Annotated in this window: 9 protein-coding genes; 4 read left to right on the top strand and 5 right to left on the bottom strand. The window is 73.1% G+C overall.

What is annotated here, in order from left to right; genetic code table 11:
* Window positions 1-8: 8 nt before the first annotated feature.
* The gene (locus ACIA5D_RS28790) at window positions 9-1,850 is read right to left on the bottom strand and encodes a threonine/serine exporter family protein (protein WP_396033400.1); all 1,842 of its coding nucleotides are present in this window, start codon (window positions 1,848-1,850) and stop codon (window positions 9-11) included.
* Window positions 1,851-2,043: 193 nt separating this feature from the next.
* Here ACIA5D_RS28790 and ACIA5D_RS28785 point away from each other — a divergent pair, with 193 nt between their 5' ends.
* Together ACIA5D_RS28785 and ACIA5D_RS28780 are read left to right on the top strand one after the other, a co-directional pair.
* Window positions 2,044-3,138 (top strand): AI-2E family transporter, encoded by a 1,095-nt coding sequence (locus tag ACIA5D_RS28785; RefSeq protein ID WP_396033399.1) that lies wholly within the window; start codon window positions 2,044-2,046, stop codon window positions 3,136-3,138.
* Between the two features lie 101 nt (window positions 3,139-3,239).
* Window positions 3,240-4,553, top strand: coding sequence for a PQQ-binding-like beta-propeller repeat protein (locus tag ACIA5D_RS28780; protein WP_396033398.1), 1,314 nt, complete (start codon window positions 3,240-3,242; stop codon window positions 4,551-4,553).
* Window positions 4,554-4,893: 340 nt separating this feature from the next.
* Here the strand turns inward: ACIA5D_RS28780 and ACIA5D_RS28775 are convergent, their stop codons facing one another.
* Window positions 4,894-5,826, bottom strand: a complete 933-nt coding sequence (locus ACIA5D_RS28775; RefSeq protein WP_396033397.1) for a GlxA family transcriptional regulator — start codon at window positions 5,824-5,826, stop codon at window positions 4,894-4,896.
* Window positions 5,827-5,889: 63 nt separating this feature from the next.
* Between ACIA5D_RS28775 and ACIA5D_RS28770 the strand changes: the two genes are divergently transcribed.
* Together ACIA5D_RS28770 and ACIA5D_RS28765 are read left to right on the top strand one after the other, a co-directional pair.
* Window positions 5,890-6,213 carry a putative quinol monooxygenase gene (locus tag ACIA5D_RS28770; protein ID WP_396033396.1) on the top strand — a complete coding sequence of 108 codons (324 nt, stop codon included), beginning with the start codon at window positions 5,890-5,892 and terminating at the stop codon, window positions 6,211-6,213.
* A gap of 110 nt (window positions 6,214-6,323) precedes the next feature.
* Window positions 6,324-9,341, top strand: coding sequence for a BTAD domain-containing putative transcriptional regulator (locus ACIA5D_RS28765; protein WP_396033395.1), 3,018 nt, complete (start codon window positions 6,324-6,326; stop codon window positions 9,339-9,341).
* Here the strand turns inward: ACIA5D_RS28765 and ACIA5D_RS28760 are convergent.
* From ACIA5D_RS28760 to ACIA5D_RS28750, 3 genes are all read right to left on the bottom strand, one after another.
* Entirely contained in the window at window positions 9,317-9,871 is a 555-nt protein-coding gene (locus ACIA5D_RS28760) for a dihydrofolate reductase family protein (protein ID WP_396033394.1), read from the bottom strand. The genes ACIA5D_RS28765 and ACIA5D_RS28760 overlap by 25 nt on opposite strands.
* Before the next feature lie 75 nt (window positions 9,872-9,946).
* Window positions 9,947-14,368: a fibronectin type III domain-containing protein gene (locus tag ACIA5D_RS28755; RefSeq protein ID WP_396033393.1), complete on the bottom strand. Its 4,422-nt coding sequence runs from the start codon at window positions 14,366-14,368 to the stop codon at window positions 9,947-9,949.
* 104 nt (window positions 14,369-14,472) lie between these two features.
* A complete protein-coding gene (locus ACIA5D_RS28750) occupies window positions 14,473-15,309 on the bottom strand; it encodes a patatin-like phospholipase family protein (protein ID WP_396033392.1) in 837 nt (278 codons plus the stop codon).
* Window positions 15,310-15,323 lie beyond the last annotated feature (14 nt).

Raw genomic sequence — 15,323 nt, 5'->3', positions numbered from 1 at the left:
GGCGCGCCCTATCGCTGCTCGCCGCCGTTGGGCGGATCGGCCGGCTGCGAACCGGGGCTGCCGGTCAGCGGTGCGCGCGGCCGGCCCGGCGTGCGGTCCACCCAGCGGATCTCGCTGCCCAGCAGAACGCCGAGCGCGACGGCGACCATCGTCACGGCGGTGGACATCAAGGTGTTGAGCCCGTCCAACGGGTCGGCCCCGAGGTACTTGGTCACCCCGAGCAGACCGAGCGCCCCTGGCACCAGCAGCCAGAAGGCGGGCAGCACACTTACCGGCGCTGGTGGTCCGTTCGGCGCACGTGCCACCAGTCGGGCAACGGGCGTCATGAGCACCGCTCCGACGAAGGCCGACAGCACTCCACCGAGGAAGAAACCTCCGACGACCTGCCCCGCGTACGCGATGTAGAGCACCAGCAGCAGCCACCCGAGCGAGGCAAGGCGAGCGCAGTGATGCAGCACGATGCCCGCACCGAAGAGAGCAACGCCGAACCAGGTCGTCCAGGCGGGCAAGGGCTGGAGGCTGACCCCGATGACGGCAGTGACCGGGGCACCGACCAGTTCGGCCGCGCTGATGATGCCGAGCGCCAGCAGGAACAGGCGCATACTGCCGGACGCCAGCCGACCCGCGCCAGAGATCATTTGCCCGGTGGCCAGCTCGATCGCCGCCGTCGTCAGCAGCGCACCGGGAAGGAACGTCACCAGCGGCGCGGCCAGCGGCGCCAACACTCCCGTGCCCGGGTCGACCCGGGCGAGCAGGAAGGCCCCACCCGCCACGCCGAAGGCGCACAACGGCGGAAGAAACGGCTGCCACCGCGCCGGCGCCCGGTCCGTCGCCAATTGCAGCAGGCCGACCCCCGCGCCGAGCAGAGCGGCGGCCCACAGGCCGGTCCAGTCCGCTCGGAGGACCAATGCGAGCCCCGCCGAAAGCAGGACATAGCCGGCCACGCGGACCGCCGGGCCGAACGCCGGTGGCATACGGCGGATCCGGTTCAGCTCACCGAGCCCGTCGACCGGCCGGACCTGACCGTGTTCCGCCGACCGGACGAGCCGGTGGAGGGCGTCCATCTGCTCCAGGCGAAGCGGCTCGATGCCGGCGGGTGCGACCGCGGTCTGCACCGTACCCAGGGTCGGCGCGGTGACGAACAGCGCCGTCGCCAGAACGACGACTTCCGCGTCCGGAACACCGTTGACCGCCGCCACCTTGCCCAGGGTCTGCTGGACCGAGGACACCGGCTCGCCGCCGTCGATCAGTGCCTGCCCCAAGGCAACAAGGAAGGGCACGAGCGATCTGGAAACACCCGGGTGCGGCAGCCGCGGGCCGGTCTCGCGGTGGGTCACGCGCGCTGCTCGACGGCCGATCGCAAGCGCGACTGCGCCCGCGGCCAGCAGGGCGCCCAGCGCCGCGAGCAGCGTGGACACCGCGATGCCGGACCGCGATGCCGCGGGGGACCCAGCGGAATCCGGCGACGGGACGGGCGCGGCCGACCCCGGCTCGGGGGAGGCCGGTGCCGCCGTCGTGGTCGGAGGCGGTGTCGTGCCGGACGACGGGTCGGCGGACACGGGAACGGAGACTGACGCGGAAGCACTGTCGCTCGTGAGCGGGTCCGTCGGCGCTGACGCGCCCGGCTCCGCAGTCGGCGACGGCAGATCGGCCTCGTTGGTCGACGACGCGGCCGGGCCAGGCGCCGATGGATCCGAGGCCCGCGCGCCGATGGCCGGCCCGGCCAGGGCGAGGGCGGCGGCGAGACCAGCCAGCAGGACGGCGGCCCGGCGAGCGAACGAGGCGCCTCCTGGCCGGCGCGCGCGGCTCGGGACCGGCGCCGCGGTATGCATCTCGTAGTGGGCGACCATGGCACCTCCGAGACGCCAAGTGCTCTCGCAGTCTGACCCACACCCGGTGTACGAGGGCTCACCCGTGCGGGGTGAGACTGCCAGGCCGCCGCTACATTGCTCAGCGAAGGCTAACTCTCCATCCACCGTGTCAGCGCCCAGCCGAAGTCGCTCCGGAGGCCAATACCGGTGTCGCGACATTAAGGAGCCTCGTGTGGAAACAACAGGGTTCACGTTGCCGCGTACCTTCACCGTTTTTGCCGTTCTCAGCGGAATCGTGGTCACGGTGCTGGGTCTGCGGGAGTTGGCCTGGCTGATTACTCCAGCGGTGTTCGCGCTGGTGATCGTCATTCTGGTCCATCCGGTTCACACCTCTCTGGTGCGGCGCGGGGTCCCGGCGATCGTGGCGCTGATCGCGCTGATGCTGTCGATCTTCGGCGTCCTGCTCGGCCTGGTGGCGATCATCGTGTACGCGATCGCCCGGCTGGCCACGGTCCTGCCGCGCTATTTCGACGAGGCCGCCGCTTCGACGCGCGAGTTGTCCGAGTTCCTGGCCACGCTGGGCGTCGGCCCGGAACAGATTCGCGAGATCGTCCGGAACATCGATCTGCCGGTCGTGGCCGGCTGGCTCACGGCGCACATCCCCTCGCTGGTGGGGGTCGCCGCGAGCCTTGTTCTCGTCTACAGCCTGATGCTGTTCGTCGGTATCGAGTCCGCCCAGATCAGCGGCCGGGCCGCCGCGCTGCAGGAGGATCATCCCCGGCTGGCCGGCGCGCTGGCGGGCTTCGTGGCGAACACCCGGCGGTACGTCGCCATCACCGGAGTGTTCGCGATCATCGTCGGCACCTTGGACACGGCCTTCCTGCTCATCCTGGGGATCCCCCTGCCGTTCCTGTGGGGGCTCCTGGCCGCGGTGTGCAACTTCATCCCCTACGTCGGCTTCCTCGTGGGCCTGGTTCCGCCGGCGTTGCTGGCGTTGCTGACCCAGGGATGGCAGAGCATGGTGCTCGTGATCGTCGTCTACACGATCCTGAACTCGATCGTCACTACGTACGTTCCGGCGAAGGTCGTGGGCGACGCGGTGGGGATGTCCATGTCGGTGACCGTGGCATCCGTGGCGTTCTGGTCGTGGGTTCTCGGTCCGGTCGGCGCCGTGCTCGCCATCCCGCTCAGTCTCCTGGTCAAGGCGATCTTCATCGATTCCGTCCGGTCGGCGCGGTGGCTGGCAGGCTTCGTCGACGCCGGCCCGAGACGTCGGCGGCCCAGCGCAGAGGGCGCCGTTCGCCCGCCGCCCGGCAACCGCGCTTGATGACCGCCGGGACAAGATCGCCGAGGGCCGCTGCTCAGGTTGCGGAGCTATCTTGCCTACCAGGTGCGGAACAACTACCCGGTGATGGTGGTCGGCTGACGATGACTTTGATCGACCTTGGCGACGTCGCCGGGGCAGCCGCCGAACCGCGGGCCGCCCCGGTGAACCTGCCGCGGCTGTGCCGGCTGGCGCTGGCCGTGCTCGCCGTGGCCGGTCTGCTGGCTCTGGCCGCCGCCGCGCCGCCGGCGCCGTCCCTGGTACGCCCGCTCTGGGCGGCCGCGTTCCGGGCGGGCGACACCATGGCGCTGGACGGCCGGACGGTGTACCTGAGCCGGACCAACCCAGCGGGGCTACGCGGCGTGACCGCCTATGACCTGTCCACCGGCAAGCCCCGATGGAGCACGCCGGCCGATGCCGGTGTTGCCGGCTACGGCGTACGCCCGGCCGGCGACGTTCTGCTGGTGCCCGCCGCCCCCCTGCTGATCCAGGGCGTCGAGCCGGACGGCTCGACGCCGGGGCGCGGCACGATCGCGCTCGACGCGGCAACGGGCGAGCAGCTGTGGCGGGCGGACGGCGACGCCTTCCCGTCGGTGGAGCGCGGTGACGCGCTGCTCGCCGAGACCGATCAGTTCGGTGTGACCACGGGGCTGCGTCTGGTGGGACTGCGCGACGGCCACGAGGTGTGGGGACACGCGATCGCGCCGGCCGAGCAATGGACCACGCTCGCCGAGGACGGCCGGCCCACCGCGATCGTCGCCGTGACCCGGACCGGCGACGCCACCGTCTACGGGTATGACGACGGCACGGTGCGGCACCGCGGCCGCATCCCCTGGAACGGGGTGTACTCCGCGACGCTCTTCCCCGCCGGCCCCTACCTGGTGGTGGTACGCACGGCGTCCGCACAGACCGTCGCAACGATCTACCGCGCTGCCGATCTGCGCCCACTGTGGCGATCCGACGAGCTGATCGGGTACGTCACCGGCTGCGGCGCGCTGATCTGCACCGCGGGCGTGCGGGGCGTGGTCGGCCGCGAACCCGCTACCGGCCGCGAGGTCTGGCGGCGCAACGACATGAACTTCGTGTGGGACCTCGGCGGCGGGCGCCTGCTGCTCTCGGCCGCCGCCAACCTGGCCTCGGCAACAACGGTGCTGGTCGACACGGCCACCGGCCGGACGATCGGTCACCCGTTCGGCGGGCAGCAGGCGTTCTCGGCCGGTGCGGCCGGCTCGCTGCTCCTGCTGCGCGGAACCAGGACGCCGCCCGACCGCACCGCGGTGAACCGCCTCGACCTGGCCACCGGCCGGCAGACCGTGCTCGGCACCGTCGACCGGTTCGCCGAGCAGGACTGCCGGGGAACGCCCGGCTACCTGCTCTGCCCACGCGGAGACACGCTGACCGTCACCGCCGTCGGATGATCCACCCGGTCCCGCCGCATCGTCGGCCGGGCCCAACCGTGCCCACCTGCCACGCGACCAACCAGACCACCTCGGCGAAGAACCGCCTCAAACGCCGGCACCATCGGCGCACCATCCTCGGGCACGCTTTGCTCTGCTCACCAGCCAACGGCCGCCAACCCTGAAAGCTGGTCCAACGGCTCACTCCCATGAGCGGCCGTGAGCGGGCTGGGACCCGCGGTATCTCGGCGTCCTGGCCGGAACCCGGACCTTGCCACCGAATGATCTCCAAGCGTGACTCTGTCCACGGCAGCGCGGGCATGTGGAGCGTGACGGGTTCCGCGAGGAGACGTCCTTGAGGTCACCGGTGGCGGCGTTGCAAGCTTCGGAGCGTCGCCGCGTTCGCGTAGCCGACGTGGCGCGCGATCTGTTCGACGCTCAGGTCGCCCGTGCGCCGCAAGTACGCGGCCTGCTGGAGACGCAGGCGGTGGATCACGCCGAGCGGGCTCAGTCCGAGTGCCTGTTTGGTGCGCCGCTCGAGGGTCCGGCGGGTCACCCCGATCGTGGCTGCCGCGGCCGCCACGTCGAACGGCTCGGCCAGGTGCTTGCGGACGTGGCGCTCGAAGGCCAGCACCAGCTGGTCGTCGTGGGCCATCTGGTCGTACGCGACGTAGGCCGCCTGCGACGGGCGTTCATCGATCACGAGCAGCCGGGCGACCTGCCGGGCGAGGTCGGTGCTCACTCCGCGGACCAGCGTCAGCGCGAGGTCGATGTGCGCGAACGCCGCCCCGGCCGTGATCACCGCGCCGTCGCGGACGACCATGCTGTCCAGGTCGAGCGACACCGCCGGGAACCGGCGCCGGAACGCGCCGGCCAGGAACCAGGTGGTGGTGACCCGGCGCCCGTCGGCCAGCCCGCTCGCGGCGAGCGGGAACACACCGGTACACGCGGCCGCGAGCGATACCCGATCGGGGTCGACCGAACGCAGTGCCCGTACCAGTGCACGACCGGCCCGGCTGTCGAGCGCCGCCTCCGTGGCCGGCCCGGTCATGGTGCCCATCGCCGGCACGACCACGATGTCGACGTCGTCGATCTCGGTGAGGGTGCGCTGGGTCGCGACGCTGAGGCCCGACCCCAGGCGGACCGTCCGCTTCGGGCCGGCCAGGACGGTCTCGATGGCCGGGATCGACGGGTCGACTTCGGTCCGCACGGCGTCGGCGGTACCGAGCACGTCGAGCAGCGCAGCCACCCCGGAAGCGAAGCAGCCGTCGTTCACGAGCAGGCTGATGCGCATGTCGCGTACGGTACCGGATGTTGTCGTTTCCGCCACCTGTCAAGCGCCGGCCGACGGCCTAGCGTGCTGGGTGTGACTACTTCCAGCACCAAGCTCGCGTTCGTCGCCAAGCTTGTCGCCAAGTCCGGATCCGAGCAGGAGGTCGCCGACTTCCTGGCCGGCGCCCTCGGGCTCGCCAACGACGAGGCCGGCACGATCGTGTGGTTCGCCCTGCGCACCGATGCGTCGACGTTCTGGATCGTCGACGCGTTCCCGAACGAGGACGCCCGTCAAGCCCACATCAACGGCCCGATCGCCAAGGCGCTGATGGCCAACGCCGACCGCCTGCTCGCCGCGCCGCCGGAGATCCTGCCGGCCGACGTGCTCGCCGCCAAGGTGCCCGCCTGACGAGCCCAGCGGCAGGCCGGCGGCAGGCCGGGCCGTCTCGCACGGACCTCCAGGCGCCCGGCGTGCGTGGCTGCGCTCAGGGTCGACCTACCGCCGTACGATGGTCCGCTGTGCGCTTCGGGATCCTCGGCCCGCTCGCCGTCGCCACCGGCGACGGCGAGCCGGTGGTGGTGCCCGGCGCCAAGGTGCGGATGCTGCTCGCCGACCTGCTGGCGCACCGCAACACGGTGGTCTCCGCCGACCGGCTCATCGAGGACCTCTGGGGCGACGGCGCGCCCGCGAACCCGGCCGCCGCGCTGCAGGTGCGCGTGTCACAGCTGCGCAAGGCGCTCGACGACGCCGAACCGGGGGCTCGTGACCTGGTCGAGTTCCGGCCCCCGGGCTACCGGCTGCGGGCCGACGACGTGGACGCCGACCGGTTCGCCGCGCTCGCCGACACCACCGACGTGGACCGGCTCGGCGAGGCGCTCGGGCTGTGGCGCGGCCAGGCGTACGCCGACGTGGCCGACCAGGAGTTCGCCCGCGCCGAGGCGACCCGGCTCACCGAGCAGCGCCTCGTCGTGCACGAGCGGCTCGCCGACGCCCGGCTGGCCCGCGGCGAGCACGACCTGGTCGCCGCCGAGCTGGCCGAGCTGGTCGAGCGCCATCCGCTGCGGGAAGGCCTGCGCGCCCTGCACATCCGCGCTCTGTACGCCGCGGGCCGCCAGGCCGAGGCCCTGGAGAGCTACGCCGGGCTGCGCCGGCGGCTCGCCGACGAGCTGGGCCTCGACCCGGCGCCCGAACTGGTCGCCCTGTACCGGCAGATCCTCGACCAGGACCCGGGCCTCAGCGCCCCGGCCCGGGCCGCGATCCTCCGCAACAGCCTGCCCACCCAGCTGAACGAGCTGATCGGCCGGGCCGAGGCCCTGGCCGAGCTGCGCACGCTGATCCCGGCCGGACGGCTGCTCACCCTGGTCGGGCCGGGCGGGGTGGGCAAGACCCGGCTCGCCACGGCGGCCGCGGCCGAACAGGCGCCGCCGGACGGCGTACATCTGGTGGAACTGGCGCCGCTGCCGCCGGCCGACACGCGGGTGGCGGAGCAGGTGCTCGGGGTGCTCGGCCTGCACGAGGCGCGGGGCACGAGCGGGTCCGGGACCGATCGGCTGGTGGCGGCGCTGCGGCACCGGGAGATGCTGCTCGTGCTGGACAACTGCGAGCACGTGATCGGGGCGGCCGCCGCTCTGGCCGGGCGGCTGCTCCGCGATGCGCCCGGCGTACGGGTGCTGGCCACCAGCCGCGAGCCGCTGCTGCTGGCGGGCGAGCGGATCTGGGAGGTGGGTCCGCTGGCGCTGCCGTCCGATCCGGCCGATGTCGACGCGGTACGGCGGTCGGCCGCGGCCCGGCTCTTCGTGGCGCGTGCGGCCGCTCAGCACCGCGGGTTCCGGCTCGACGAGCAGACCGCGCCCGCGGTGGCGCAGCTCTGCCGCCGGCTGGACGGCCTGCCCCTGGCGCTCGAACTGGCCGCGACCAGGGTGCGCGCTCTCGGCGTACAAGGCGTGGTTGATCGTCTGGACGACCGTTTCCGGCTGCTCACCACGCGGCAGCGGGATGTGCCGGAGCGGCAGCGCACCCTGACCGCGGTGATCGCGTGGAGCTGGGATCTGCTGGACCCGGAGGATCGGGACGTGCTGGCGCGGCTCTCGGTGTTCCGCGACGGCTGCACGCCCGAGGCCGCCGAGCAGGTGTGCGACGCCGACCTCGACGCGGTGGACCGGCTCGTGGCGAGGTCGCTCGTGGTGGCCGCGCCGGGGCCGCGCTATCGGCTGCTGGAGTCGGTCGCGGAGTTCGCCGCCGCGCACCTCCCCGACGCCGCCGCGATCCGGAGCCGGCACGCGGCGTACTTCCGGTCGCTCGCCGAGCGCGCCGATCCGCTGCTGCGCGGCCCGGAGCAGCGGGAGTGGCTCTCCATTCTGGACGCCGAGCGGGCCAACCTGCGGGCGGCGCTCACGCACGGCGGCGGCTTGGGGCTGGCGCTCGCGCTCACCTGGTACTGGGTCCTGCGGGGCCGGCTCAGCGAGGCGCGCACGGCCCTGGCCCAGGCCGGCCCGGCCGAACAGGAACGCCTGGCGGCGCCCTGGCGACTCGGTCTCGCCCTGCTGCAAGGAGAGCAGGTGCCTTCGGACGTACGGGATGTGCTTGCTCTTGATCCGGCCGGGCGGTCGGCCTGGTTCGTGGCGAACGCCGTGCTGGACCGGGGCGACCTGACCCTCGCCGCCGCGCTGCTGCCGGAGGAGTTCGACGACTCGTGGACCGAGGCGGCGACGCTGGCCTCGCGGGCGATGCTCGCGCACGCGGCCGGTGACCTGTCCGCTCTGGAGGCGGCCGCCACCCGCAGCGACGCGCTCTTCGCCCAACTCGGCGACCGGTGGGGGCGGCTGCGGGCCGGCGACTGGCTCGGCGGGCTGGCCGAGTTCCGCGGCCAGAACGAGCGGGCCGCCGCCGTGCACCGGGAGGGGCTGCGCTGGGCGACGGAGCTTTCGCTGTGGCCCGAGGTCGGCAGCAAGCTGTCCTGGCTGGCCTGGCTGGCCGTGCAGGGCCGGGAGAACGAGGTCGCACGGGAGCTGGCGGAACGCGCCTACCGGCTGGCCGTCGAGCAGGGCGCGCCCACCGCGGTGGTGTTCGCCGAGATGAGCCTCGGCATCGCGGCCCGCCGCTCGGGCCGCCTCGACCAGGCCGTCGCCCACCTGACCCGGATCGCCGACCAGGGCCGCATCGAGCCGCAGCCGCCGCCGTACCTGCCGATGATCCTGGTCGAGCTGGGCTACGCGCGCGAGTTGCAGGGCGACCCGTCCGCCGCCTGGGCACTGCACATGGAGTCGTACGAGGCCGCCATCGGCTCGACCCGCGACGGCATCGGCGCGGTCGAGGGCCTGGCCGCCCTCGCCGAGCCCGCCGTGGCGGCCCGTCTGCTGGGCGCGGCGGCCACCGCCCGCGACCAGAACGCGGCGCCGGCCGCCCCGGCCGAGCAGGACGAGCTCGGCCGGGCGGCACGACGGGCGGTTGCCTCGCTGGGCCAGGAACGCTTCGACGATCTGGTGGCCGAGGGGGCCAAGCTCACCCTCGATCAGGCGATGGCCTTCGGCCGGTAGGTGGCGACGATGACGCCGTTGGCGAAGACCCGGGTGCCGATCAGCTCGAACGTGGCCTTCACGTCGCTCAGCACACTGGTGAAGCTGGGCGCGCCCTCGATGACCGGGTGGATCCAGAACTTCACCTCGTCGACCAGGCCGGCCTTGACGAGCTGAGCGGTGACCGTGCCGTACCCGTACTGAACGATGGCTTTGCCGTCCTGGGCCTTGAGCTTGGCGACTGCCTCGACCAAGTCCCCCTCCAGAACTTCGGTGTTCTTCCAGGAGGGGTCCTTGAGCGTCGTCGACGCCACGTACTTCTTCACGTTGTTGAAGAAGGCGGCGCCGGTGGCCGGGTCGTTCTCGTCCATCGCCGGCCAGGCCTGCGAGAAGCCGTCGTAGGTGGCCCGGCCCATGAGCAGCGCGTCCGCGCCGGTGGTGAGCTCGGTGGCCACCTCGACCGCGTCCTCGGCGAAGTAGGGCGACGTCCAGACGGGATTCTCGATGACGCCGTCGAGGGTGATGTAGGTGGAGTTGATGAGCTTGCGCATCGGAAGTTCTCCCCGGTGGTTTGCGGTATCGCTGCTGACGGGGAGAACACTGCCGGGAGCCGCTTACGATTTACTTCAGATCGCCCGCACGCGCAGGACCGTCGCCAGGTAGCGGACCCGGCCGCGGTTGTCGAGGCCGATGGTGAGCAGGGTGCGGGATCCCCTGGCCGGCATGGTCACGCTGAACGCCACGGTGCCCTTCGCCGACGCCGTGGTGGCGCCGAGCGAGGTGCCGCCCGGGTAGAACGCCAGGCGCACCCTGGTCCCGGGCCGGTAGCCGGCCCCGGTGACGATGACCTTGGCACCCGGCGCGGCCGCCCGGCTGCCGTTGTCCACGGCGACCTTCGGCAGCTCCGTCGGCAGGTGCACGTTCCCGGCCGCGGTGATCGTGATCGCCGAGGACGCCATCGGCGAGTCGCCGTCGCGGCCGTTGGCCACCACCCGGGCCACGTATCGGACCCCGGCCGCGAGGCCGGTGACGGTGCACGGGCTGCTCGTGACCGAGCCGCACCCGCGGACCGGGTGGTAAGGCGCGGTCACCGTGACCGTGTATCCGAGGATTCCCGCGCCCGCCGAGGCCGGCGGCTTCCAGCTCACGCTGATCGAGTTGGCGCCGGGGGTGCCGGTCACCGCGGTCGGCGCGCCCGGCGCGGTGGTGACGGTCACGGCGGCCGAGGCGAAGGCGCCGCTGCGGCCGGCGTCGGTGGCGGCAGTCACGCGTACGGCGTAAGCGCCGTTGGTGTCGGTGCTGAACTCGCACGAGGTGGCGCTGCCGGCGACCGGTTGCGTGCAGGAGCCGGTGATCCGGGCGTCGCCCGGCCCGCTCACGCTGACGTCATAGCCGCGGCCGGCGCCGTCGCCCCAGGACACCTGGCCGGGCGCCCAGGTCACGACCGCGCTGCGGTTGCCGGGCGCGACCTGCCGGGCGGCGAGGGAGGCGACCGCGCCGGTGGGCCGCGCAGCGGTGGGGGTCGTAGCCGGCGGCGTGGTGACCGCGACCGACTTGGCCAGGTTGAGGACGGCGCCGTGGGAGTCGAGGCCGGTGGCGAGCAACGTGTGGCTTCCGGTGGGCGTGCCCGCCGGCAGGCTGACGGTGACCGCGATGTTCCCGTTCGCGTCCGCGGTCGCCGTGCCCAGCGACACCGGGTTGCTGAACAACGACAACACCACGGTCGAGTACGGCGCGTAGCCGCTGCCCGTGATGGTGATGGTGGCGCCGGGCGCGGTGGTGCCGCTGCCGGCCGGCACCGCGTCGGTGGGCACCGCGACGGGCGCCTGCGGCGCGCCGGTCGGCACGACCTCGACGGCGCTGTCGGCCGGTGCGGAGCTTCCGCCCGGGCCGTCGGTCACCACGCGCACGGTGTACGGCACGCCGGCGGCCACGTCGGTGATCGTGCAGGGGCTGGTCGTCACGGTGCCGGCGCAGGTCTTGTCCGGGTAGCCGTCCGCGACGGCGCTGACGGTGTACGAGCTGACCCCGGCGAGGCTGGTGGCCACCGCCGCCGTCCACGACGCGGTGATGGCGTTGACGCCGCTCGTGCCGGTCACGCCGGTTGCCGCCGCGGGCACGCCGGCGGCCAGGGTGCCGGTGCCGACGCCCGGAGTGTCGGCCGGGCCGGCCTCGTTGGCCGCCGTGACCTGCGCGGTGTAGGCGCCCGGGATGTCGGTGGTGAAGGTGCAGTGCGGGTCGTCCGTGTCGGCCACCGTGGTGCAGGTGGTGGCGCCGATGACCGCGTTGGGCGGCGCCTGCAGCGTGATCAGGTAGTAGTGGGTGGAGCCGCCGTTCCAGCCGGTCTCCGGCAGGCGGTCCCATCCGACGTTCACCGTCGAGGAGCCGGGGACGGCGCCGACCGTCACGCCGGCAATGGTGGCGGTGGGCTCGAGCGTGACGTGCGCTGTCTCCTCGGCGGACGGGCCCGGGCCGCCCTCGCTCACCGCCTGCACGGAGACGACGTAGTCGCCGCCCTCGCTCACGTCGAACGTGCAGCTCGGCGCATCGGAGTCGACCACCGGCTCGTTCGTGCAGCCGTCGTTCGCAAGGGTGTCGGCGGACGGCCCTTGCACGCTGACGGCGTACGTCTTCTCGACGCCGCTCTCCCAGCCGGTCGTCAGCTGGTCCCAGCTGACCGTGACGGTCGGCGAGTTGATCGAGGTGCTCACGTGCACAGTGGACACGGCCGCTCTCGGCGCCAGGACGACGGTGCCGCTGACGGATCCGCCGGCGACGGCGGCGCCGGCCTCGTTCACGGCCTTCACCTCGGCCGTGAACGGTCCCGAGGCGTTGGTCTCGACGTAGCAGGAGGTGGCCGGCGCCGGGACCGAGTCGCAGGTGCTGAACAGCAGGTCCATGTCACCGCCGATGGTGGCCGCGTAGCTGCGGGTCACGCCCTCGCTCCAGTCGCTGTCGTCCAGCGCCGACCAGCTCAGCTCCACGATCCCGGTTCCGGGGATGCTGTCCGCGGTGACTGCGCCGACCTGTCCGGACGGGACGGCGAGCGTGAGGTGGCCGGTGTTGCTGGCGGCGTTCACGCTGGTCCCGGCCTCGTTGCTGAGCGCGACCCCGACGGTGTAGTCGCCGCCCCGGTCGGTGGAGAACTGGCACGACGCGGACGAGACGGTGGTGCAGGTGCCGGGATCGATGGTCGCGCCGTCGGGCCCGACGATGCTCACGACGTAGTCGTGCGTGGTGATCGCGCCGTTCCACGCGTCGTCGCCGGCCGGAATCACGTCCCAGCCGACCTGGACGGTGGCGTCACCGATGGCCGGCAGCACCTGCAGGCCGGTCACGGTCGCGACCGGCACAACCGGCGCGGCGGTCGGCGCGAGAGTGATGAGCCCGTCGGCGGACACGCCGCCGGCCGCGGCGCCGGCCTCGTTGGCGGCCGTCACGACGACCGTGATCGGGCCCGCCGCGCCGGCCGTGAACGAGCAGGACGGTTCGGGCACGTCGGGCACCGAGTCGCAGGTGTTGTCGGACAGGGTGCCGCCGCCGGTGATGGTGACCTCGTACTTCCGCTGCTGGGCGCCGCCCCAGCCGTCGGTCATCTGCGGCCAGGAGAGCTCCACGTGGCCGGACCCGGGCGTGTTCACGACATCCACCGGCCCGACCGTGCCGGTCGGCGCCAGGGTGACCTGGATGCCCGCTCCGGCGGGCTCGCTGACGCCGCCCTCGCTGATGGCCACGACCTGCACCTGGTAGTACCCGCCGTCGCCGACGCTGAACGAGCAGCTCGAGGCGGCGACGTCCATCTGCGCCGCGCAGCTGCCCGGGCCGGTGAACGGCTCATCGCCGGGTCCGGTCACGGCCACGCTGTAGAACCTGTTCAGGGCGCCGTTCCAGGCCTCGTCGTCGAGCGGGGTCCAGCTGACGTCGACGACGCCGGGCCCGGATTCGCCGGCGACCCGGAGATCGGCCACCGCCGCGGCCGGGCGGCCCATCGTCACGTCGGCGTTCTCGCTGCTGGATTGCGTGCTGGCGCCGAACTCGTTCACGGCTGTCACGGTGACCGTGTACGTGTCGGCGGCGTCGACGGCGAAGCCGCAGCCGGCGATCGACGTGGCGTCGTCCTCGGCCCACTGACCGCAGTAGTTCTCGACGACGTGGCCGTCGCCGGCGGGCGTGACCTGGATGTCGTAATGGTGGGTGTCGCCGTTCCAGGCGTCCTCGGGCACCGGGTCCCAGGTCACGTTCACATGGCCGTCGGCGCCGATCGGCGTCACGGCGAGGTGGCCGACCGCGGCGTCGGGCGTCAGCGCGACGTCGACCGTCGTGTCCGCCGAGGCGCCGGTCCCGGCCTCGTTGACCGGCGCGACGTGGATCGTGTAGCGACCGGAGTCGGTGGGGGTGAAGTGGCAGCTCGTCTCGGTGAGGTCGCCGGAGCATGCGCCCGGGCCGGCGCTCCCGCCGCCCGGAGCGTCGATTCTCACGTGGAAGTTCTGGCGGCTCCCGAAGTTCCACGCCTCCGGGGCCAGGGCGTCCCAGGTCACGCCGACGTCAGCCGTACCGGTCGCCGGGTCGTTGGCGCTGGTGGCGACGAGGCTCGTGACCGGGCCGGCCGGCGGGTCGAGCACCAGGGTCGCGATGCCCCCGGTCGATTCGGCGCTCGCGCCCGTCTCGTTGTACGCGGCCACCGTGGCCGTGTAGACGCCGGCCTTGTCGGCGATGAACATGCACGTCGTGTCCGCGATGAGGGCGTCGCAGCCATTGGTCGGGTTCGCGCCCTCCGGCGCGGTCATGTGGACCTCGTAGGCCTCGATCTGGCTGCCGTTCCAGCCGGCCGGATCCAGCGGCTCCCAACTCACGTCCACGGCCGGGTTTCCGGGGATGGGAGTGACCGTGACCGATGCGACCCTGCCCGAGGGCACCGGTGGCGGGTCGGCCGGCGAGGCCTGTACGGGCGTTGCGCGGCCGACCGCGAAGATCGAGATCATGGCGACGCAGGCCCACGCCGGCCGGGAGTCACGCCGGCGCCGGACGGCGTGCGTCGAGGAGCTCACGAGGGCCTCCGGAGGACCTGATGAGAGTGCGGCACGGCGGCGCCGGCGCCGCCTGAACGTAGCCGGAATAACCCGAATATGTGACTGAAAGTGGTAATTCTGCGTCAGGCTGGGACGGTCCAGAGCTCGGCCACCCGGGCGGATTCCTGACGGGCCTGGGTGTGGCCGGCGCGGGCGGCCGCACCTCGGCGAGCCGGATCGAGCACGTTGCGGCCGAAGGCGCGCCTCGCCGCCTTGTCCGGGCGGATCAGGGCGACATCGGCGCCGAGCCCGGCGATCTGGCGACGGATGTTGCCCGTGGGACCGAAGTTCGCGGTCACCGGGGCGAGGATCACGACCCGGTCGTATCCGGCGGCGAGGTCGGCGTTGACCGGTGACCGCACGCCGCCGTCGACGTACCGGCGGTCGCCGATGGTGACCGGGGGCCACACACCCGGCACCGCGCAACTGGCGCCCACCGCGTCGACCAGGTCGACGCCCTGCTCGCGGTCGAAGACCACGAACTCGCCGGTCCGTGCGTCGACCGCGGTGACGAGCAACCGCCGGTCGGGCCAGTCGCCGTGGCGCAGGCGAGCGGCGATGACCGCCCGGCGGTCGCCCTCGGGGACGGTGCGCGCGGCGAGCGCCATGGCGCCGATCCGCGCCCGCGCCCGCTGCTCGTCGCGCCGGCCGGCCGCCGCCCACGCCCAGCGCAGCACCATCGTCACGCCCAACCGGGCGGGGATCTCGGCGGTCGGCGGCGCGAGCTGGCCCGCGAACATGCTCGGCAGGTCGAGGCCGCCGGCCACCATGGCGCCCACCACCGAGCCTGCGGACGTCCCGATGACGATGTCGGCGTCCGTCAGGTCGGCGCCGGCCTCGGCCAGGCCGGTCAGCATTCCGATCTCCCAGGCCACGCCGGTCACGCCGCCACCGCCCAGAACCAATGCGCGCTTCGCCATGACGCACGCTATCC

Origin of the sequence: Actinoplanes sp. NPDC051513 (genome assembly GCF_044454685.1) — a bacterium.
GTDB lineage: Bacteria > Actinomycetota > Actinomycetes > Mycobacteriales > Micromonosporaceae > Actinoplanes.
Note: the sequence above shows the minus strand (reverse complement) of the source record. Positions and strands in the feature narration are given on the sequence as shown.